The organism is Singulisphaera sp. GP187 (genome assembly GCF_900129635.1).
Classification (GTDB): Bacteria; Planctomycetota; Planctomycetia; order Isosphaerales; family Isosphaeraceae; genus Singulisphaera.
Map to the genome: position 1 here is coordinate 286,880 of NZ_FSRB01000003.1, position 20,620 is coordinate 307,499.

A 20,620-nucleotide genomic window follows, 5' to 3' on the forward strand; every position below is an offset into this window, starting at 1 on the left:
CCGGCGGAGTCGCCGCCGAGGTCGTGCCCCTCGCTCGTATCGGTCCGTGCCTCGGTCAACACGGAACGTCAGTCGTTCGGATTGATGTCCCTTGGGGACCTACGACGCGACGGCACCCAAGATCACACTTTCACTCATTAACATAAACAAACAAAAATACATATCAACAGCCACATCGAGGAGCCACAGCACCATCGTCTTCAATCGCAGTGGCAGTCGCTTCAGGTGATGTCCACCGCCGCCGCGACGCGGTTTCGAGAGCACCGCATGATGCATGCCAGACCCAAAGGTTTCGCAGTTAGACCTCTGACTCGCCCAGTCCGGCCAAGATTTCCCTCGCCCGTGGCGGCTGCTCGATGATCGCCAGCATGAGTGTTTCCAGTGACCGTGCCGGCATGCGTGCCATGTGCATGAGCATCTCCGCCACGGGTCGGCCGCTGGGCAAAACGGCCAGGAATAGCCGCCAGAGCTCACCCCCGGTTTGCAGCATCCAGGGCTCGAAATCGACGCCGTCGGCGGCCGTGATGACCTGCTGATAGGCGTCGTCCGTCAGGCGGTTCAGGCCGTGAAGGCAGATCAACTCGGCGGTCCCCTTAACGAGTTCCTTGGCCATGAGTTGCCAGTTCGTGCCTCGGCCGACGACCATCAGAGTCTCGCCACGCCGCTGGACACCGCCATACCCCACGGCGCAGGCACGGAAGACCTGGCCGCCAATCGTCCGGGGGGTGCTCAGATTGCCGAAGGCGACATTGGTCGTCAACTTCGATTCGAGCCGGTCGGGTGAAATCCCCCAAACCATCGTCACGGCTTTCTTGGCCAGTTGAACAACGCCCGGTCATGGCCTGCCTCCTTGCTGCGCAGGCGGCCAATCACATTGAGGGTCTGGAAGGGGAAGAAGTATCGGAGGGGCCAAAACCCCTTTTCATTGCAGCGTTCCAGGCCACGTCGCCGGGCCGCCGACGCAAGCCGACCCCCATGGTGGGACAGCACGGGGTGGCCGAAGAACGGGTGCAACGGGTCCGTCGTTGACCGCCTCCAGAACCGCGGCGGCCAGCCGAAGAGCAGGGCGGCGTCGAAACTCCAGTATTGGAGGAGGTTGATCAATGCATTTTGGTCGTACAAGCGAACCAGATCCGAGTCGAGTGCATCGAGCTCGTCCCGTACCAGGTGATGGAACGTCATGCCCGCGTGTTGTGCGGCACCCTGGATCAGCCAGTTCAATGTAAAGCGTTTGTTGACCTCGTCACGTAGCTCAACATCATTCACATTCGGCCCCGCGCTTTGGGCTCCGGCGTCGGCCGGGTGTCGGGCCAATCCGGGTTAAAAGGGTCCAATTCTCGCCGCGGCTTAGGCGGCTTCTGCGGCAAACGCAGGGGATCCCGCGGCAAGGGCGAAGACTTCTCACGGCGCTTGTCGGGTGGCGCAAGGGGCTCGGTTTGCGGCATGTCCTGGACGTCCTCCATACTCACGCCGAACGAGTCGATTCGGCAGTGCATCCGCCGTACTGACAAATCCCTTGGTTCAATACTTGTGAGCAAGTCATCACCATGCCAACTTGCCCCCTTCGTCTGCTCTATTTTCTCACCCGATCACAACCGAATCAAGCAGTCCTGTCTGCTTCGGTCCGACACACGAATGGCACTAGACCGACTTTTCGTTTTTGAAGGCTAATGAAGAGGCCAACATCCCGGGGCCTCCCATCTTCTCTGTTTTTACGCCGCTGACTTCATCAGCGGACGACCCGTGTAGGTCCAGCGAAACGGCTTCGCGAATACCTTGTTGAAATAGGTAAGGAAGTTCAACAGCTTTGATTGCAGATCATTCACCGACGTGAACGAACCGCGACGAATCACCTTTCGCATGATCACTCCGAAGATCACCTCGATCTGGTTCAGCCACGAGCTGTGCTTCGGAAGATATACAAATCGAATCCGATGACTTGTGTCCGACAAGAACGCTTGCCGGCTCGCCACCGACTTCAGCACCCCACGTTTACCTTTTTTGCCCAATTCCAGGGGGATTTCACACGCCACGGCAATCTGATTCACCAGGCTTTCCGTGCAATGAATGTTCAAGTTGTCCGCTATAAATACCCACGATCCCTCCGGGTCCAGAGTCAACGTCTGCTCGATGTGACGGACGAAGTCCGCCTCGGTTCGCGTCGGGCCAATCGTTTGAGTGAGCATCTTTCCGGTCGTTACTTCGAAGTTGCCGATCAGGCATAACGTCCCGTGTCGGATATACTCAAACTCGATCCGTTCGCACTTCTCTGCGATCATCCCCTTGGTGGGAGCGATCCGCTCCAGCGCCTGGAGACCGGTCATCTCATCAATGCAAACGGTGTGGGTCGCATCGTTCCGCTCCCGCTCCGACGCCATGAGGTACGTGTCACAGACCGTCTTGACTTGCTCCTCAAAACGTTGAGGATCCTTCTCCGTGGTGTTGAGCCAATACCGGCTCTTGTGGGGCTGCAAGGCGGCCTCATCCAGGTAACGGCTCACCTGGGACGATGAGATCGATACCACAATGCCGCGTTTGACGACCTCATCGGCCAGTTCCCGAGCGGTCCAGTGGGTGATCGGTCGGCCCGACTTCTCAGGCGGCTCACAAGCGATCGCCAAGATCTGGGTGACCTGCTCTGGGGTGAACTTGCTGGGGGCGCCGGGGCGTGGTTCGTCGGTGAGGACGGCTTCAATCGCATGGCGCAGTTTGGCGCGAGTCTCGCAGCATTCGATGTTGATCAGTTTCTCCCAAGCGTTGGCCCAGCGTCGTCGCCAGCGTCCGACCTGGCGGTGGACCAGACCGACCGCCTCGGCGATCTCTTGATTGCGAAGGCCGTCGAAGCCCATCAGGATGATCGAGGCGCGTTGCCGGAGTCGCGAGGGTGCCGTGGTGGCACGGGACAAAGTCCGAAGGATTTCCTGCTGGCACTCGGTAATGGTGATCTTGGCCGCCTGGCCCGGCATGACGTGTGAACTCCTGGTGGCTGGTAAGTTAGTCCATCCAGGTAATTTTGGGGTGTTCGTCAACCCCTTGGGCTATCGAATACGAAAAGTCGGTCTAGCTTTAGATCACGCCGTGAACTTTAGTCCATGCGCCATCGTAATATAGGGCATGATCACTCATCGGGTCCACCCTATTGACGACATCTCGATTATCCCGCCCCGAGACGCCGAAGCCAACTCCTTGACGAGCTTGGATCGACATAACTTTCGGCCGCAGACTTGAACGTGGTCGACATCCCTCGGCCCTCAGCCATGAGGCCCATTCGGCGAGCGGGGCATCCCCGTTCCGACTCTCCGGTTCCAGACCTATGAATCGGGCAACGACGTTTGGGGCATTGGCGAAATTCGTCACGAGGTGAACCGAGACTGGCGACTATTCCGGCTGTGGTGAGTTGCAGGATAGCACGGACGTGTCGGATCGACGCGCGCAACGTAACCTCCTACGACCGTGTGGTTAAGTCGTCAGTGGATGCTTCGGGGCCTCGAGGCCGGGGGAACTTTTTCCGAGTCTGGCTGTATAACCTCTCAGCGGGAATTCAGTGTGGCAAGGCAGGGCGCCATGAACGATGACCTCGATGCGATCCGGCGGGTGTTGGCGGACGACGTCGAGTCGTTCCGCCGCCTCGTGGAGCGCTACCAGCGGCCGCTGTTGACACTGGCCCGCAACCTGACGCCGCCCGACACCGACCATGAGGGAGTCGCCCAGGAGGTGTTCCTGGCCGCGTTCCGCTGCCTGGCATCGTTCGACCCAAAGCGGTCGGCGTTCTCGACCTGGCTGTTCACCATCGCCCGCAACCGCTGCCGCAACGAACTCGCCCGCCGGCGGCCGGTCGCGGGCGCCGAACTGCTGGACGTCGTCGATCTGCGGTCGCCCGAGCGGGCGGCTTCGGAAGCGGAACTATTCCGCCAGCTCGACGCGGCCCTGGATGCCCTGCCGTTCGAGCAGCGTTCCGCCTTCGTGCTCGCGCAGTTGCAAGGTCTTTCCTACGAGGAGGTCGGTCGGATCGAGGGCGTCAGCGTGGGCACCGTGAAGTCGCGAATCGCCAGGGCCCGTGAGAAACTTCGCTGTCTCCTCCGCCACGCCGCCGAGCCGTACTCATGAACGACGATCTTTACAATCTGTGGATGCAACGGGCTGATGCCGAGGCGCCCGCTGACTTCGCTGACCGCGTCATGGACGCGATCCGCCGCGAACCACTGCCGTCCTCGAAGGGCGTCCTGGTCCTACTGCTGTCCTCACCCGCCGTGCGCGTCGCCGCCTGCGTCCTGGCGTGCCTCGCCTGCCTGTGCCGCATGGCGGCGGTTGTTGCCGTCTTTTTCGTCCAGTGAGCTCCGTAATAACGAGGGTTTCTCTTGAGCACCCCCAACTCACCCGCCCGCAGTCCGCTGATCGCCGTGATTCTATCGCTCGCCGCCACCGGACTCGGCCAGATTTACTGCGGCCGTATCGTCCGCGGCCTGGTAATGTTCCTCGGCTCGCTGCTGTTCGCGCCGGCGATCGTGGTGGCCGCCCTGTTGCCACCGGCGACCATTGTTCTGATCGGCCTGATCCTCGCGCTGCTGACAGTGCTGGGGGTCTATGTCTTTGCGGTCGTGGACGCCTTCCGCCTTGCCCGCCGCGGCCGTGATTTCTTCCACTCAATGGACTACAACCATCCGCTGGTCTACGCTCTGTTCATCCTAGTAGGACTGACGTACTCGGCCGGCGGGCTGTACTTCATCCGCAGCAGCGTCTTCGAGGCCTTTGCGATTCCGACGGCCAGCGAGGTGCCGACGTTGCTCCCCGGTGATCGGGTTCTGGTGAACAAGACGACGTACCTGAGGCGATTCGTGCGCCGCGGCGACGAGGTGGTGTTTCGCGTGCCGTCGGAGCCGGGGCTGAACTGGGCCAAGCGTGTCATCGCGCTGCCCGGCGATACCGTCGAGGTGAAGGTCAACGAGGTGATCGTCAATGGGCGGCAGTTGCCGCGCGAGCCGGCGCCACGGGCGAGCCTCGGGGCCGCGGCGCAAGAGGTCAAGGGGGAACTATTCGAGGAAATCAACGCCGGCCGCCGCTATCGGATTCTCTTCGCCGCCGACACGAAGCCGTTACCGGACTACCCCAAGGCGAAGGTGCCGGACGGGATGTGTTTCGTGCTGGGCGACAACCGGAACAAATCTCGCGACAGCCGCACGATGGGCTTCGTGGCCCTTGGCGACGTGCTCGGCGACGTGCAGCACAGGTACTGGCCAGCCGCGACGTGGGCCCGGTTCGGCGGCCTGACCGAATAAGCACTGACCTGATTCCAATCATGCACCAGCCCCTCAACGGAATCTCCGGAGCCATGCATGGTGGTTTCAGTGCTGTTCGATCTTGATTCCTCGCCCGACTTCGGGAATTCCGCGACAAGAGTCTCCATTTTGCCGAGGAGCGCCCGTCGCACGGCCTCCCTGTAAAAGACCTCCCACCCGGAATCGCGCGGCCAGAAGTCCTTGGTTTCTGGCCGCCAAGTCGTGGTGCCTATAGCAGCATGGGCAACCTTTTCCAGCTTCTTAGAGCCGATCGACCGGATTGTTGCGCGCTTCGGTCGATCAGACCGAAGCACTCGACGTCCACGTTGAGGAGACACACTGCGGCGATGATTGCGAGGGCGTACGGCAACGGATACCCGGCAGCCCGACCGATCCATCATTCCAACCTGACGGCTCATGCTTGGACATGCGAATGCCGCCGTGGTCCATCTCGTGTTTCCGGGCTGCGAACTCTGCGGTGTCACGGACATATCGGAGTCGATGCGTCCTTTCGTCCGGCCTTCGTGGATTGGCTACGGAAATCTGATGGGGCCAAGATTCGACGACTTGTTATCCGATCGACCGACCATCCGCATCTTCCATGAGTGATCCGCTCGGCCAATCTCCTCGTAGCAAGAGCGATTCCAGCTCGCGCCTCCGGCCATCGGGCGGACACGCCTGGGCGAAGTGCAGAGGCGATCGGTGCAGTGCCCCCCGGGCCAGCCGGTCGCGGAGCTGCTCCCAGGGGCCCGAGTCGACATAGGCGTCCCGGACGGTGAGGAGCAGCAGCGCGACGGGCACATCGGCGAACGACTCGACGGCCGAGTAGACCAGGGCCCGCAGGTCGTCGCCGTGACGCCAGGCCGGCGCAAGGCCCGGGTCGTGGGCCGTGTCGAAGTCGAACCAGCGAGCCTCGCCAGTGCCGGGATCGAACAGGACGTTGCGGAGCGTCGCGTCGCCGTGGCTCAGGCGTTCACACCCTCCGTCGGCACGCGGCATCTCGACCCGATGCAGGTCCCGCAACGCCCGGCCTGCGGCGTCCAGGCCCCGTAAGCGGGCCGGCGCCGGGTCGAGCCGGCTCCGCGCGTGATCGGCGAGCACCACCCCCGGCCACCGGGGAAGGATCAGCCAGCCCCGGGGGCCGGTCTCCAGCTCGATCCCGTGGAGCGCGCGATGCAACGCACGCTCCCTGGCCCGCCACTCCGCCCCGGGCAGGACCCGCACTCCCGACCCCTGCAGGCGCAAGTACAGGTTGCCGGGCCCGATCAGCAGCGGTCCGAACCAACGTCGACGCTTCGCGATCGTCGGTGGCCGGCCCGGAGCCTGGCGGGGCTCGATCGCATGCATCCGGAGCTTGCCCAGCCAGGGTCCGAGCAACGCCGGCCACCGCCCGAAGCCCGGCCAGGACCGTTCGCCGTCGGCGGTCGTCCTCGGCACGGTCGGGAGCGCTCCCTCCTTCAATCGCCGGGGGGTCGAGTCCCGCGGCGCGTGCCGGATATGGTCGGGATAATCCAGGCGGCCCCGGAAGCTCAGAACCGCCCAGACGTACCGGGCGAAGGTCCGCGTGTATCCGAAGTGCTGGAGCTCCATCCGACGCCCCGAGCTGAGGGCCGTGATGGCTTGATCGTAGACGAATCGGCGGGGCCGGGTGCGGTAGAGCCCGGCCAGGATCGGCCACTCCTCGCCGATGGCGACGCGCTCATCGAACGGCCCGAACTCATCGAAGGCCTCTCGGGTGCAGAACATACAGGCCGGCATGGCCTTGGCCCGCGGCAGGGGGAGCCGCCGCACGGCATTCCAGAAGGCCCACCAGCATCGGACCCGCCAGCCGCCGTCCAGCGCTCCGAGGCGAGTGATCCCCGCCTCGTATCCTTGCTCGTCGACCAGCTCTGCGATCCGGACGAGCGCCCCGGGAGGCAGCCTGGTGTCGGCGTCGAGGAAGACCAGCATTCGGCCGCTCGCCAGCCGCGCCCCGAGATTCCGCGCCCTGGCCGCGCCGCGAGGCGAGCAGGTCGCCACCAGTACGCCGCCCTCGGCGGTATGCCGGACCAGGACGTCGGCCGTGCCGTCGTCGCTCGCGTTGTCGACCACGATGACTTCGACCGCCCCCCCGTCGCAGCACACCTCGCGGTAGCGGTCGCGTGCCCGCAGCACCGACCCCACGGTCGAAGCAATCAGCGCCGCCTCGTTCCTTGCGGGGATAACCACCGAGATCAAAGGCGGGGGCCGCTTCATGGCCGTTGCGTCCCCGTTGGCGGTGGGGAGGCCGCGAGGCCGGGCCCCTGGTGCGGGCCTTCCAGGACGAACAGGTCGCGACTGACCAGGCCCAACAAGCCGGGCTCGGGGACAACCCGCGCCAGCTTCAACCCCGCCTCGTCGGCAAGGTCGCCGACCCGCTCGCGCGACAGCAGGCGCCGTGGGTGGAGCGGCGTTGGCGAGGGCGGGATCAGGCGGAGGGTCGCGCAGAGCCGGAATGCGACCCGCCCCTGGATCCAGCCCCGTAGCCGCAGCGCAATCCGCCCGGCCCGACCCCGAGGGCTCGACTGCAAGACAAGGACGCGACGCGAGGCGACCCGCCCTGCCTCGCGGAGCAGGGCCGCCGGGTCGTCGGTATAGCTCAGCACGAAGGCGAGCAGGCACGCGTCGAAGACGCGATCGGCAAACGGCAGCCGGGTGCCGTCGAACAGGACGGGCCCGCCCCCGACGACGTGAAAATCCACCACGTCCGCCTCCGCACACGTGCGCGCCCCCCGGATCCTCAGGGCCTCCGCGTTGTGGCCGGTCCCCGAGCCGATGTCGAGCACCGTCGCCCCCGTCGGCAGGTGCGGGGCGATCCGCGCCGCCAGGTGCCCGGCCCGCCGGCGTAGTCGGTGGTGGAAGGCCGCCCGCAGCGGCCCGATCACGGGAGAAACTCCGAGAGCAGGCCGGGCGTCCGGCCTTGTTCCAGCATCCGGTCGACCACCTCCAGCACGCGCGGCAGGTCGCCCCGGTCCAGGTCGGCCGGATGCACCACGACGCAGGGCAGGGTCGCTGGCCGGAGCCGCCAAGAGACGTCGCCGAACCACTGCCCGACCCGCGCGAGCGGCCCCACGACGCCCCAGTCCCACGACCAGGTCGCCAGCGGGATCGTCGGGCCGTTCGCCACCCGGATCGCGCCGAACGTCGCAAGGTAGCGGAACCCGCACTCCCCCAGCTCGTCCGCCGTCGCCCGCCCGACCTGCCAGGCCGGAGGCACAAATCCCGCGGGCGCGACCCCCAGGGCCCGCCGCAACAACTCCCGGCCCAGTCCGAGCCGGCGCCGGACCTCCTCGCGAGGCAGCCCGACCAGCTCGTCCGAACGACCCGTGAACAGCGAGAGCACGCCCGGCCGGTCCTGCCAGTGGGTGTATCCGTGCTGCAAGACCTCCCCGAACGCCCCCGCCACGAACCGTCCGAAGCCGCCCCCCGGCCCCTCGATCGGCCGCCCATGCCAGCAGGGCACCACCGCGCCCGCCAGCGCCCGCCCGACCCGCGGCGTGAGAGCCTCGGCGATCCTCGCGAGTTGCGGCAAGAAGGCCGGCGCCACGTCGTGGACGACCACGGCGAAGCGTCCACCGATATCGCTCACGACCGGTGCCGACATCGCCCCTGAGCCTTTCGGTTCGCGTCCCCTGAACGGCCCCCACAGCCACTTTGCACCGCAAAGCATAACGACCGGTCCATCCCGATTCAAGCCGCGACCCCACGCTTTGCGATCGGTTGGAAGAACCCTGAATGGCATGCGACGACCGAAGCCACGTTGAAGGTTGGTTTTCGCACCCAGGCAGTCAACTTTACCTCCGTTATGGCAGGCGCATAGAATAACAATGGCCGCTTCCCAGGCCGAAAGACATTGATCCGACAGGAGAGTCACAAACCGATCCTCGGTCTCAGACTCTCGATCCAAACTCTTGAGATCCTCAACCGGAAGATTGAAGATCATGAGTAGAAAAATTCAATCAACATTGGAGAATTTGCGGCTGGCAATCCATGGAGTGACAGCTCCATTTTCATGCCAAGGAACGTTCGTTCCGAAGAACGCCGTCACTTTTGTCTACCCGGATCAGACCCGGTTTGAGGTCACACTCGCAATAAATCGATTTGAGCAGAAGGATGAGTTAAAACCGTTACTCGAACACTGCAAGCCGGCGCCATTCGGCGACGGCAAAAAGACCCGCCACGATCGGAGGGTGCGTGACGCGTTTCAACTCAAAGCCGAAGGTGGAGGATTCTCAATCGAGGGCTTCGAACCCGCGTCCGACGGCATTTTGAAGAAGATTCAGCGAGCGCTCGTTCCGCATGACCCGAATCCCATCTCGGCGGAACTCTACACTGTAAACATCTATACCGCCGGCGGGCACTTCGCGCCCCACAAGGACACACCGCGTGGCAGCGACATGTTTGGAACGCTGGTTGTGTGTTTGCCGTCGCGGTTCAGCAGCGGAGAATTGGTTTTGAGTCACCGAGGAGTCGTGCAGAAGTACGATTGGGGAGCTGCCATCGAGAAACAGGAGACAGCGAATCAACTTCATTGGGCGGCGTTCTTCGGCGACGTGGATCATCAGATCAAAAGAATTTGGAGCGGTGCGCGCGTCACATTAACTTACTTGTTGCGGCACGGCACAAGCGGCGCACCGGCGCGCGATGTCGTTGACGAGGATGTCGCACCGCGAATCCAAGAAGCCTGGCAGGCCTTGCTGGCCGACAAGCGTTTCCTTCCAAATGGCGGAATTCTCGGTTATCCCTGTTGCCATCTCTACCACCAGGACGCACGGTTCCAGAGCAAACCGATTTCGATCGACCGACAATCTTCAACCATGCTCAAAGGACGCGATCATCTGGTGGCGGCGACGTCTCTTCAGGCCGGATTGAAAATCAGCTTCAACGCATACATGTTTGAAAATTGTGCCGATGAGACTTGGCAACTCGAACGCTTTCCAACAAGCAAAGAAACTTCGCGATTGGGTTGGCAGGTCGATTCGTCCGACCTTGAAAGCGCTTTGCCAATTCGTGCAAGTTCTGAAAAGGATGGTGATTTTGGCGTCACTTGGCTGGAGCCTCCCCCATCGTCGGACAACTCCACGTGGCAATTCAAAGAGGATCGCGATCCGGAACTTCCGGCGGCAGCACACCTTCACTCTTGCGATTATTGCCCCTGGGGATACTTCGGAAATGAGAGTTCCGAAGTCGATCTCTACACCTTTGCGGCATTGCACATCGAGATCCCGAAGTTCGGCCAAGGCCTTCGCGCAGCGACCAAACCGTCGACAAGTCCAACTCTCAAACGCAAGCGATCCAGCCGCACAGACAACGCGAAACCAGAGTAACTTATCAGCGCCGTTGCATGCTTCGGTCCGACACGCCGCGGTCGATCGGACCGAAGGACGCTCCGCGACCTGCTTTCGGATGGTCGGATTCTACCGATAACGACCAGATCTCCGACAGCCTGAGGCGAGGCACAGAAATCGAGTGGGCAGGCAAACGAGGCGATAAAGGCGATTCTGAGCCGTGGCGGCCTTCGAGCCCGCCAACCGCAACATGTGTCGAATTTGCCGCCACCGGCATTGCAATCCGCCTTGCTTCCTGTGACAACTGTAAGTGGCCTGAAATTGTGTTGCGTCGCCCCTGCCCACCGGGACTGCCCACCCGGCGGTCTTTGCATGAGCGACGTAATCGACGGCTCGCTGTTTGGGCTCCAGCGGGAGAGTTGCCTGTGCCGGTGTCGAACCCGCGCCCGTAGGCCTTCGATGAAGACGCCGGGACGTGGTTGCAAGAGCGGCGGACACGTAAGTGGGGCGTGGCCCGTGAAGGCAAGAGGGAGGCGACCCGTGACGGAACTCGTGGCGTGTTTGTGCGGACAGGTGTACGAGGCCAAGGGCCTGGACGCGCGGTGCCCGGGTTGTGGCCGGGCATGGTCGGGGAACGACGGCAAGCGGCCTTGGGGGCGGGGTGGGATCTGGTGGAAACCGGCCCTTACGGTGTTCGGCGGTCTCGTCCTGCTTGCCCTGGTCCTGCCCACGATGCGCTCGGCCCGCGACGCGGGTCAGCGGGCGCATTGCAAGGAGAACCTGAGGCAGATCGGGCTGGCCCTGCAAGGCTACCATGACGCCTTCGGCTGCTTCCCGCCGGCGGCCATTGTGGACAAGCAGGGGAGGCCGTTGCTGAGCTGGCTGGTGGCGATCCTGCCGTACCTCGGGTCGGCGCAGCGGTATTCCAGGTTCCACCTCGACGAGCCATGGGACAGCTCGCACAACCTTGCCCTGGTGAACGACCGGCCCGACGTTTACGCCTGCCCGAGTGACCCCGACCCGAAGCCGGGGATCACGGGCTACCAGGTCGTGGTGGGCGCGGATACGGCGTTTCCGCCGGATTTCCGGCCGGTGACGATCGCGGACGTGACGGACGGCTTGAGTAACACTCTCGCCGTTGGCGAGACGCGACGGACGGCCCCGTGGACGAAGCCGGAGGACGTGCCCAAGGCATGCACCATAACCCAGCCGGGGCTGCGGGCACTGCACGGGTATCACGACGGCGGTTCCAACATCCTGTTCCTGGACGGAACCGTGAGGTTCCTCAAGGAGTCGATCTCGCCCGCAACACTGAGCACGTTGCTGACGCGGGCCGCGGGGGAAGTGATCTCGGCCGACTCCGCCGACGGGCCATCCGGTCCGGTTGGGCTGGCGACGTTCGCACCGGCGGGCCAGCCAGTCGCAGCACACGCAGCCAGGACAGGCCTGACGAGCACCGTAGCAAACACGGAGGATTACGACCACGTCGTCGACAACCCGTTCCTCCGCGTCCGGGACGAGCCGCTGTCGACGTTCTCGGTCGACGTGGACACCGCCAGTTACGCCAACGTCCGCCGGTTTCTCGACCACAACACGTTGCCGCCGGTGGACGCGGTGCGGATCGAGGAGATGTTGAATTACTTCCCGTACGATGACCCGCCGCCGACGGGCGACGCGCCGATTGCCACGCACGTCGAGGCGGCGGCCTGCCCGTGGAGTCCCGGCCACCGACTGGCGCGGATCGGGCTGACGGCACGGCCGGTCGGCCGCGAAGGGCGGCCCCAGAGCAACCTCGTCTTCCTGATCGATGTCTCCGGGTCGATGACAGACGCGACCAAGATGCCGCTGCTGAAGTCGGCGCTTCGGACTATGGTGGGCTGCCTCGGCGAGAACGACCGCGTGGCGATTGTGGTCTACGCAGGGGCGTCCGGGCTGGTGCTGCCGTCCACGTCTTGCCAGGAAAAGACACGGGTCCTCGAGGCGATTGAGCTGCTGGAGTCCGGCGGCTCGACCAACGGCGGCGCGGGCATCCAGCTCGCCTACGACCACGCCGTGGCGAACTTCCTCGTAGGGGGAACGAACCGGGTGATCCTGGCCACCGACGGTGATTTCAACGTGGGTGTCGCCGCCCCGGGCGAGCTCATCCGCCTGATCGAGGCCAAGGCCAGGAGCGGCGTCTTCCTTACCGTCCTCGGGGTGGGCATGGGCAACATCAAAGACGCGACGCTCGAACAGCTCGCCGACAAGGGAAACGGCCACTATGCCTACATCGACTCGCTCCGCGAGGCGCGGAAGGTCCTGGTCGAGGAGTTGGGAGCAACCCTCGTGACGGTCGCCAAAGACGTTAAGTTACAGGTCGAGTTCAACCCGGCGAAGGTCGGTGCCTACCGCCTGATCGGGTACGAGAACCGCCTCCTCCGCAACCAGGACTTCAATGACGACACCAAGGACGCCGGCGAAGTCGGCGCGGGCCACCATGTCACGGCGCTTTACGAGTTGATCCCGGCGGGCCGGGAGGGCGATGTCCCCACCGTCGATCCGCTTGAATTCCAGAAGGCAACGCCCCCTCGCGCGAGGACCGCGACGAATCGCTGGTCATCAAGCTACGGTACAAGCCCCCGACAGGAGACGAGAGCCGGCTCATCCAGGTCGGTTTGGTCGACGGCGGGGCCGCCGCCGTCTCGCAGGGGAGTCATGACCTCCAGTTCGCCGCGGCGGTCGCTGGCTTCGGGATGCTACTGCGGGACTCGCCCCACAAGGGGAGCCTGACGTACGACGCAGTCCTGGAGTTGGCTACCTCCGCGGCGAGCAGGGACCCGCACGGGTACAGACGCGAGTTCCTCACCCTCGTGTGTAAGGCGCAGATGCTCAGCAACTGACCTGGATGAAGCGGTTGTCGTACGACTGAAGCGGCGGATAGCCCGCGTGGTTCGGCCTCGTCCGCGAGCCCCCCATCACTCGCACCCCTGGTTTCTTCTCAAGCCTTATACATCGTCAGAAAAGTAACCTCAGGAGAACTGGATCTGGCCTGCTTTAGGATTTGTCGCCGCAGGTTGAAGCCGTTTCTCGCAATTCAGGCGTCATGTCATTCCTCGACTGGACTCAAACTCCGCTCAAGGAATTGTTCTAAATAGCTCCTCGCAACTGGGAAAGTCCTACGTTCCAGCCTCTTACGGCAAGTGACGAAATTTCGTCACCCCGCTGCTTTCCCTGTTGCGAGGAGCTATTTAGCATACGTTCCGCACATCTCGCCTGCAATTTCTCGGAATTTTCACCTCCTGCTATTTCTGGCATACGCTGATGTATTGGCTCCCGCGACCCGCTCCTTCCATGATCTCCGCCACTGACTTGCTCACATCACGCCTCCTCGTCCCGCCAACCCATCGTGATCGTTCCCCATCGATTCTTCGCTTGTTTCCCATGCAAGGCAATGTCCCAACCGTTCCCTGCCTCCTTTCGGAGTCAAACTTGAGGATTCGCTTTTGACGTAAGTCTTGCGGGCCTAGACTTACGTCAAGGCGTAATTATTTCTGCAAGTCAACAAAATTTTCCACCTTGACCCGCTCGACTCTCGGACAATCATGCCGACGGGAATCACAACCCGACGCCTGTCGCCAATCGCGGGCATGTCGAGGACGATTTGATCCCTCTCGAGGCCATGGTCCATGCCAGAACAAAAACGACCGCGCCAGTCGAATCCCGCTCCCGATCTCAGTCCCGGCGAGGCGGCCCACACCGGCGGTCAGTCCCTCAAGTCCTTCCGGCTCGGCGCCCTTCCCATCCTCGATCGGATCATCCGCCGACTTCGACTGGATGACTTCCTCCGCCAATACCTTCCCCCGAGGATGCCCGCCAAAAGATCGCCACCTCCACCGGCCTCCTTCTCTTGCTCAAGAACCTTCTCGTCTCCCGTGAACCCATGTATGGCGTCGGCCAATGGGCGAGTCGCCACCCCGCCGAGTGGTTCGCTCTGACCCCGGCCCAACTGCCCCACTGGAACGACGACCGCGTCGGACGTTGTCTCGACCGACTCTTCGACGCCAATGTCCCCTCGTTCACCCTGGCCGTCGCCACCCATGCCGTGGCGGAGTTCAACGTCGCATTGGACGAACTCCATAACGACTCGACCACAATCACCTTCCACGGCGACTATCGCGAGGCGGCCCAAGAGGACCTGATGCGGGGCCAGAAGACCCAGGCCATTACCTGGGGGCACAACAAGGATCATCGCCCTGACCTCAAACAACTGCTCTACGTCCTGACCGTCACTCGCGATGGCGGCGTACCGGTTCACTTCCGCGTCGAAAGCGGGAATACCACCGACGACCGCACTCATCGTGCCACCTGGGACCTGCTGTGCCAGTTGACCGGGCGACGGGACTTTCTCTATGTGGCCGACTGCAAGCTCGCCACCGCCGAGAACATGGCTTACCTGCACCAGCACGGCGGCCGATTCCTGAGCATCCTGCCTCGTACCCGCTCCGAAGATGGCGAATTCCGCGCGTTGTTGTACCAGGACCAGGTGACCTGGAAGCCGATCCATGAGAAGCGGGATGAGAAGGGAGTTCTCCTGGAACGCTACAGCGTGGCCGACCAGGCGACCCTCAGTGCCGAGGGCTACCGTCTGATCTGGTGTCACAGCACACGGAAAGCGGAAGTCGACGCATCATCACGTCATCAGCAAGTGGAGCGTGCGTTGCTGGCGTTGTCGGAACTGCGGTTAAAACTCAGCTCGCCGCGTAGCCGCTATCGCCAACTCGGAAAGGTCAAGGAGGCGGTCGCGGCCATCCTGGAGCCGCGGGACTTGGCCCGGTGGATCACAGTCGAAGTCGTGGAAAAACGGGAGGAAACTTACCGTCAGGAGGGGCGTGGCCGTCCCAACGACAAGACGCGCTACGTGAAAGAGGAGACCGTTCGCATCGCATTGACTTACCGCATCGACCATGTTGCTCTCGCGGCGGAAATGTGCGTCGACGGTGTCTTTCCCCTAATCACCAACGAGTTATTGCTTACTGAGGAAGAATTGCTATTAGCATACAAGCGTCAGCCGGTAATCGAGAAGCGGTTTTCGCAACTCAAGACAGACTTCGAAGTGGCTCCCGTGTACCTGCAGAACGTGGGGCGGATCCAGTCGCTGCTTTGCGTCTATTTCTTGGCCCTGTTGACCGAGGCGCTGCTGGAGCGGGAACTGCGTGCGGCGATGAAACGCGATGGTGTGAAGAGTGTGCCTCTGTACCCGGAAGGTCGAGCGTGCCATCGCCCGACGGCACGTCGGGTGATTGATTTGTTCGAGGAGGTGCAGCGTCATCAGCTGATCGTGGAGGGGCAAGCGCCAGTGGAATTCACGACCGAGCTCTCCAAGTTGCAACGCCAGATTCTGAACCTGCTTGGCATGGCGACGGCCTACGATCGCTGAAATTGCAGGCCGCCGGAAATTCGGAGATAATGAACCAGAGATGTGCGGAACGTAGGATTTAGGCCTAAAACAAGCGTAATTTATAGGGCAAATCTTTAGCGATCCCAAAATAAATATAGGTGCACGCATACTTTCCCGGGTATCTCTCCGGGATCCTCTCGTCCCAAGCCGCCGTTTTCATCGCCCCACCCCCTCTCTGTGTTTGATGGCCAATGCGGATCGGGGCATCCAAACCCCGACTTCAGGAAAACCTCCTTCAATACAGCCAACTGCCATGCAGTCGCTCCGTAACCGTTCACGGGGTCAAACTCCTTGTTTCCAAGGGGTTTTCGCCGCGAAACATACATAAAATCCTCTGAGCTGAACCATAATCACGGCATACAACTTCAATAACGCCTTGATTTAAGCGTTTGACCCCGTGAACGGTTACGACGCCTTGCCACGGGTTCCACGACAACAACCGGTACACAATCCGTCGACCGCCCTGCACGATCTGACACGGCATCTGGATCATCCCCGCACAGAAGGTTGCGAACTCCATTCGTAACAACGTGTGCTTCTCGGCGCCGTGCTTGGCCGCGTGCCGCGGCGATACCGGCACCAATAAGGCGCTCCATGCCTTCAAACTCCAGGCCAGGCTGGCCATGACCATATACGCCCAGTTGCTCACCAAATCGTTCACCGGTGCCGTCAATGCATGCACACCCCCCTTGAGTTGGGCGATCAGATTCTCCTGATCGCAACGGTCGTTGGCCGAGAACACGATCTCCTCGGCCGGGGTCACGAGGTCGTTGGTGATAGAGAAGAAATAACGATACTCCTCGAACAACCGCAGCTGTCCCTTGTCGATTCCCAGACGTTTGCGCAACACGATGATGCGATAATCGCGGCGGCAGGCGACCGGTCGATAGTTGAACTCGGCGACCATCTCCTCGAGCAGGTGAATCGTCTTGAACCCCCGCGCTCGAACGATCTCGGGTTTGATCCGTTCGCGCTGGGTGCGTGGCGCGGTCTTGATCGCATACCGCGGAGGACGTTCCAAGAAGCCGTACTTCTCGGCCGGGAGGTCGTCAGCCAACCCCTTGAGGGTGCTATGGGCATCGATCCCGAAGATGAAGTTGACGTCGCCGGCCTGATCCCAGCGGTCGAGCTGGGTGGTTTGCGAGAAGTCGGTGTCCCCACGCACGAGGATCTTGAGAAACCCGGCCTGGCGGCAGAGATTGAGCATCTTGTCGATGACTGGGTCCGCCCCCTCGTGCGAGGGCCGGTTGCCGTTGCGATTGACCAGGTAGAGCGGTTCGGCGGTGTTGGCCAGCGAAACCAGCAGGGGATGATAGCCCCAGATGCCCTTATAGGAAATGTCAACGTCCTGCTTGCACTCGGCGTCCGTGGCGACGAGCGTGCCATCGACGTCGAGGATGGCTTGAGCGAAGAACTCGGGAGGCTGCTGGGACCAAACCCGCCGTCTCGTTTCATTGATGGCGTCCATCAGAGTGACGACGTGGGCCTCGAGGAATCGTCGGCAGAAGTCCCCGGCGGTGGTGGGGTCGGGAATACGCTCCGCGCCCAAGGCATTGAGGTAGACCTCGTCGTTGCGTCGTAGTTCGAGGTGCTCGATCCGTTTTCCGCCCGCGAGGATGTTGTAGGCGATGTTCAGGACATGGTCGGATTCGTGATAAGGGAGATGGATTTTGAGGAGATGGAGCCGGGCGTCGATGTCGCGGATCAAGCCGGTCCTGTGTGCGAGCAGATGGATGGCACCAATGCCGCCGGGAGCCAGTCCCGAGACACGATCGGACAGTTCATAGTGAATGTTGGTGGCCGTCATCATCGGTCGGTCCAGCTCGGGGATCGCCCGCTTCAGGAGACGTCGGCGAATTCTCTGCTTGCGTTGCTGGGACTTCTTGTGGACTGTAGGAGTCACTCGAAGGCCTCTTTTGTGTTTATAGATTATAATGTCTCGATAACTTAATTATCCATGAAAACAAGGAGGCTTTCGAGCTTTTTCTGAAAAATCGGCCAAAATGCCCCACCAATTACGCTTGGTTCAGGACTAGTGGGGCTCCGCGGCGCCATCGCAAAGCGTCTCCTCATGGCGGGCGCAGCCGAAAATCGGGGCGGCCACCGAAGCCTACCCCGGAACCGACCGTTACGCGCCTTGTCCTTGCAATAGTGGCCAAAAATACAAGTTCTGTTGCGGTCGGAAACCCCCGCTGATTCATGGCCACACCGAAAATCAAAAGGGACGGAGCGAATCCCCAATCAGCATGGACCTTCTCGATCCATTTTCGAAATTTCCTTCGTCCGCTTTGATTTTCTGGGACTCGTCTCGGTTTCGCACGCCGCCGGCATCAACACAGAAAAACCAAGCAATTCACATTCATTGAATTTGTCGATTTTACCAATGAAATCGACCCGCTTCCGGCCCTGGCCGACTATGAGGATCTTCGGCACATAGACCACCGGGGCGCGGGGCACCTCCACACCCTCGACGAGCATCCGCTGGCCCCCCCCGAGTACGGCCACCTCATCGAGAAGGTTGGCGAACCGCTGGCGATTGTCACGTTGGCCGTTCATCCCATCCTCCGGGCTTGCCGAGGTTCCCAGAAGATTAGGATACAAAGTTCATCGTGCTGCGGGTGGATCTCCCGGCGCCCCAGAGAATTAGGCAAACCTTTTGGAGGAACGTTCCTTTCCATCGCCGGGTGGTTGGCCTCTAATGAATCGGAGAGATCGGGAACGGGGAAGACGCGACACGGGATAAGCCAGACAAGCCTCCCCGACGCGACTTCAAAGGAGAGACAAATGCAAAAGCGTAGACTCGGCAACAGTAACCTGGAAGTCTCCGCCCTGGGGCTCGGGTGCATGGGCATGAGCTTCGGCTACGGTCCCGCGATGGACAAGCAGGAGGCCATCGCGCTGCTTCGGACGGCCGTCGAACGCGGTGTCACGTTCTTCGATACCGCCGAGGTCTATGGCCCTTACACGAACGAGGAACTGGTTGGCGAAGGCCTTGCCCCCTTCCGCGGGCAGGTGGTCATCGCCACCAAGTTCGGGTTCGACCTCGACCCGAAGCTCGACCCCCGCGGCATGAAGGGGAGCCCGGGCCTGAACAGTCGACCGGAGCACATCAAGCAGGTCGCCGAGGGTTCGCTCAAGCGGCTCAGGATCGAAGTCATCGACCTGTTCTATCAGCACCGTGTCGACCCGGACGTGCCCATCGAGGACGTGGCGGGAGCCGTGAAAGAGCTCATCCAGGAAGGCAAGGTCAAGCATTTCGGCCTCTCCGAAGCCGGGGTGCAAACCATTCGCCGCGCCCATGCTGTCCAACCCGTGACGGCCCTTCAAAGCGAGTATTCGCTCTGGACGAGGGAACCCGAGGCGGAGGTGCTGCCGACGCTGGAGGAGTTGGGCATCGGCTTCGTCCCCTTCAGCCCCCTGGGCAAGGGCTTCCTCACCGGGAAGATCGACGAGAATACCAAGCTCGAAAGCACCGACTTCCGCAGCACCGTCCCCCGCTTCGCGCCGGAGGCCCGGAAGGCAAACCTCGCCCTGGTGGATCTGCTCGGCCGGATCGCGGCGTGGAAGCAGGCGACGCCGGCCCAGATCGCGCTCGCGTGGCTCCTTGCCCAGAAGCCGTGGATCGTCCCCATCCCGGGTACCACGAAACTCCATCGCCTGGAGGAGAACCTCGGGGCGGCCGCCGTGGACCTGACGCTCGACGACCTCGGAGAGATCGAGAGTGCCGCCTCGCAAATCACGGTCCAAGGGGCTCGGTACCCCGAACACCTGGAGAAGATGACCGGCCGCTAAGCGGCGAAGGAGCACGGGATGGGAACGAACAACGCTTGCGGACCCGGCCCGGTTCACTTCGGCAATCCGGGCCCTCGCTCGGGATGCTCACCCGTCGCGACACACTCACTCCGCGGCGGCCATGCGGGGGCTCTCCCGATAGATCGACCTCCACGGGGCTCGCTCGTGATCCGGCTGGACAATCTCGGGCGTGAAGCGTCGAGCACCTGGCCGAGACGCGATGTGTTACCCAGCGAATCAAGGGATTCAGCCATGAACGTACACGAGATCGACCGCGGTCCCGCGATACCGGACCGCCGCCACTTCCTCGCTGCGGGGCTGGGGTTGGCCGCAGCACCGTTGTTGACTCGCATGGCTACCTGCGCTCTCCCAACTCAACCTTCGGAGGTTCCCATGGAAATCAAGAGAATTGGCTCACAGCCTTCCGGCAAAGGGCCGGCCGACTGGTTCACCGGCACGGTCCGTATCGACCCGCTGTTCCAGGTCCACGCCCCGGCACACGCGGCCGGTGCCAGCGTCACGTTCGAGCCCGGGGCTCGGACGGCGTGGCACACCCATCCGCTCGGACAAACCCTGATCATCACGGCCGGTTGTGGCTGGGTCCAGCGGGAGGGCGGCCCGGTCGAAGAGGTCCATCCCGGCGATGTGGTCTGGTTCCCGGCGAGCGAGAAGCACTGGCACGGTGCCACGCCGACCACCGCCATGACACATATCGCCATACAGGAACAACTCGACGGCAAAGTCGTCGATTGGCTGGAACATGTAAGTGACGAACAGTACCACAAATGATGGTTCGACCGTGACAGGGC

The 20,620-nt window shown here is 62.4% G+C and carries 14 protein-coding genes and 3 pseudogenes; 9 read left to right on the forward strand and 8 right to left on the reverse strand.

What is annotated here, in order from left to right; all coding sequences use genetic code 11:
* Positions 1-298: 298 nt before the first annotated feature.
* From BUS42_RS44515 to BUS42_RS37140, 3 genes are all read right to left on the reverse strand, one after another.
* Positions 299-799 (reverse strand): hypothetical protein, encoded by a 501-nt coding sequence (locus BUS42_RS44515; RefSeq protein WP_074316187.1) that lies wholly within the window; start codon positions 797-799, stop codon positions 299-301.
* A 2-nt stretch (positions 800-801) separates the two neighbouring features.
* Complete coding sequence (locus BUS42_RS37135; protein WP_143206659.1) at positions 802-1,266, reverse strand: hypothetical protein; 465 nt, start codon at positions 1,264-1,266, stop codon at positions 802-804.
* A gap of 446 nt (positions 1,267-1,712) precedes the next feature.
* Complete coding sequence (locus BUS42_RS37140; protein WP_074306086.1) at positions 1,713-2,966, reverse strand: IS630 family transposase; 1,254 nt, start codon at positions 2,964-2,966, stop codon at positions 1,713-1,715.
* A 598-nt stretch (positions 2,967-3,564) separates the two neighbouring features.
* Between BUS42_RS37140 and BUS42_RS37145 the strand changes: the two genes are divergently transcribed.
* Genes BUS42_RS37145 through lepB form a run of 3 tightly spaced genes read left to right on the forward strand, consistent with a single transcriptional unit; the run spans position 3,565 to position 5,276 of the window.
* The gene (locus tag BUS42_RS37145; protein WP_074316191.1) at positions 3,565-4,107 is read left to right on the forward strand and encodes a sigma-70 family RNA polymerase sigma factor; all 543 of its coding nucleotides are present in this window, start codon (positions 3,565-3,567) and stop codon (positions 4,105-4,107) included.
* Entirely contained in the window at positions 4,104-4,334 is a 231-nt protein-coding gene (locus tag BUS42_RS43305) for a hypothetical protein (RefSeq protein WP_074316192.1), read from the forward strand. The genes BUS42_RS37145 and BUS42_RS43305 overlap by 4 nt, the downstream gene beginning before the upstream one ends.
* A gap of 24 nt (positions 4,335-4,358) precedes the next feature.
* Positions 4,359-5,276 carry a signal peptidase I gene (gene lepB, locus BUS42_RS37155; RefSeq protein WP_074316194.1) on the forward strand — a complete coding sequence of 306 codons (918 nt, stop codon included), beginning with the start codon at positions 4,359-4,361 and terminating at the stop codon, positions 5,274-5,276.
* Positions 5,277-5,846: 570 nt separating this feature from the next.
* On the opposite strand, the gene BUS42_RS37160 is transcribed toward lepB, so the two are convergent.
* Genes BUS42_RS37160 through BUS42_RS43310 form a run of 3 tightly spaced genes read right to left on the reverse strand, consistent with a single transcriptional unit; the run spans position 5,847 to position 8,898 of the window.
* Positions 5,847-7,511: a glycosyltransferase gene (locus BUS42_RS37160; RefSeq protein WP_074316196.1), complete on the reverse strand. Its 1,665-nt coding sequence runs from the start codon at positions 7,509-7,511 to the stop codon at positions 5,847-5,849.
* Positions 7,508-8,179, reverse strand: a complete 672-nt coding sequence (locus tag BUS42_RS42305; RefSeq protein WP_074316198.1) for a class I SAM-dependent methyltransferase — start codon at positions 8,177-8,179, stop codon at positions 7,508-7,510. The genes BUS42_RS37160 and BUS42_RS42305 overlap by 4 nt, the downstream gene beginning before the upstream one ends.
* A complete protein-coding gene (locus BUS42_RS43310) occupies positions 8,176-8,898 on the reverse strand; it encodes a DUF2334 domain-containing protein (RefSeq protein WP_074316200.1) in 723 nt (240 codons plus the stop codon). The genes BUS42_RS42305 and BUS42_RS43310 overlap by 4 nt, the downstream gene beginning before the upstream one ends.
* 337 nt (positions 8,899-9,235) lie before the next feature.
* On the opposite strand from BUS42_RS43310, the gene BUS42_RS37175 reads away from it, so the two are divergent.
* The 3 genes and pseudogenes from BUS42_RS37175 to BUS42_RS37195 all read left to right on the forward strand — a co-directional run bounded on the left by BUS42_RS37175 (position 9,236) and on the right by BUS42_RS37195 (position 15,998).
* Complete coding sequence (locus BUS42_RS37175; protein ID WP_074316202.1) at positions 9,236-10,621, forward strand: 2OG-Fe(II) oxygenase family protein; 1,386 nt, start codon at positions 9,236-9,238, stop codon at positions 10,619-10,621.
* 693 nt (positions 10,622-11,314) lie between these two features.
* Positions 11,315-13,461, forward strand: a pseudogene (locus BUS42_RS37180) (von Willebrand factor type A domain-containing protein).
* 950 nt (positions 13,462-14,411) lie between these two features.
* Positions 14,412-15,998 carry an IS1634 family transposase gene (locus BUS42_RS37195; RefSeq protein WP_143206661.1) on the forward strand — a complete coding sequence of 529 codons (1,587 nt, stop codon included), beginning with the start codon at positions 14,412-14,414 and terminating at the stop codon, positions 15,996-15,998.
* Positions 15,999-16,437: 439 nt separating this feature from the next.
* Here the strand turns inward: BUS42_RS37195 and BUS42_RS37200 are convergent.
* Positions 16,438-17,922 (reverse strand): annotated as a pseudogene (locus BUS42_RS37200) (IS1380 family transposase); the annotation flags it as partial.
* A gap of 187 nt (positions 17,923-18,109) precedes the next feature.
* Here BUS42_RS37200 and BUS42_RS46835 point away from each other — a divergent pair.
* A pseudogene (locus BUS42_RS46835) lies at positions 18,110-18,202 on the forward strand (SEC-C metal-binding domain-containing protein); the annotation flags it as partial.
* 58 nt (positions 18,203-18,260) lie between these two features.
* Here BUS42_RS46835 and BUS42_RS45785 read toward each other — a convergent pair.
* Complete coding sequence (locus tag BUS42_RS45785; protein ID WP_074316213.1) at positions 18,261-18,575, reverse strand: hypothetical protein; 315 nt, start codon at positions 18,573-18,575, stop codon at positions 18,261-18,263.
* 228 nt (positions 18,576-18,803) lie between these two features.
* Between BUS42_RS45785 and BUS42_RS37215 the strand changes: the two genes are divergently transcribed.
* Together BUS42_RS37215 and BUS42_RS37220 are read left to right on the forward strand one after the other, a co-directional pair.
* Entirely contained in the window at positions 18,804-19,811 is a 1,008-nt protein-coding gene (locus tag BUS42_RS37215; protein WP_074316214.1) for an aldo/keto reductase, read from the forward strand.
* Positions 19,812-20,204: 393 nt separating this feature from the next.
* A complete protein-coding gene (locus BUS42_RS37220; protein WP_074316216.1) occupies positions 20,205-20,600 on the forward strand; it encodes a (R)-mandelonitrile lyase in 396 nt (131 codons plus the stop codon).
* Positions 20,601-20,620 lie beyond the last annotated feature (20 nt).